1 protein-coding gene is annotated in these 1,117 nt (G+C 69.4%); it reads right to left on the bottom strand.

Annotation, left to right across the window (positions count from 1 at the left end; all coding sequences use genetic code 11):
• Positions 1 to 115: 115 nt before the first annotated feature.
• Positions 116 to 1,117, bottom strand: a 1,002-nt coding sequence (locus ACWD6R_RS40665) for a transposase (protein WP_451823360.1), incomplete at its 5' end; no start/stop codon positions are given.

The following is a 1,117-nucleotide window of genomic DNA, read 5'->3' on the forward strand; positions in this document are numbered from 1 at the left end:
CCGGCAACCTCTGGATGCCCCCCATCGAGCAAGCGGCCTGACCAGCCAGCCTCACATACCGTCACCGATCAGCCGCATTCCTTCTGAATGCTTACCTTGTGATTTGAGGTTTTCGTCACGCTTTGTGTTTGGTGCTGGTCGGGGGCTTGGTGCGGTAGGCGGGGCGGGTGGCCTTGGGTTTGTTCTTCGACCCTTGCGTTCGCCCGCGGCCGGGCCGGATGAGTTTCGGCGGCTGGGTGAGCGCGGGCAGTTTCGCGCGGAGACGGCGAAACCCGAGCCGGACGCGGTAGGGGCTGAGGATGGCGCCCGGCGCGGGGCGGGGGTGCCAGGGCCGGCGCAGGTCGTCGACCAGGTAGCGGGCCAGCCGGAGTTGCGCATATGAGGCGATGACCAGGGCGATCCACCGGTCGACGGCCTCGGCCGAGCCCAAGTGCGCTGCCCCCAGGCCCAGATGGACCTTCGCGAAGCGGTGGAAGTGCTCCTGGTCGAAGCGGCGGAAGTACGCCTTGGCGAGCAGGGCGGGATCGGTCATGACTGGGCCGGCGTGCCACAACCACAGGTCAGCGTAGGGGCCTTTGCCGTGTGGCAGCCGTTCGACGATGACTTGGACCAGGGTGCCGTGAACGATCGGAAGGTCCTTGTCCAGGGGGAAGTCGCTCCACCAGCCCTGACGGGACAGCGCCTGGTGCATGCCTCGCCAGGAGCGAACCCGCACACGGCCGTACCGTTCGGAGTCGAAAGCCTGCTCGGTGTCCGGGTCCTGGTGGGTGGTGGGATCCGCCAGGGAGAACTGCGCGCCATGTCGGCGGGGCCGACCGCGGTCTCCCGGCTCACGGACGGCCGGCTCCGCGTGGAAGATCCGGTTGGAGCGCAATCGGACCAGGACCTGAACGGGCAGGCCGTCGAGTTCGGCCGCCAGGTCGGTGCCCTGGTTCCCGGCGTCGAACACCACCAGCGGCAGCGGGTCGCCCGGGGACCAGCGGCCAGTGGCCCGCAGGTCCGTCAGCAGGGCGCGGACCTGAGCCAAGGCGACCTCGGTATGGTGCTCGGTGGGCCGCAGCCGACGGGCCTCGATCGGATCCACCCAGGACGAGGCGCCCCAGCCGATGCCGACCAG

It is taken from the genome of Streptomyces sp. NPDC005151 (assembly GCF_053599875.1).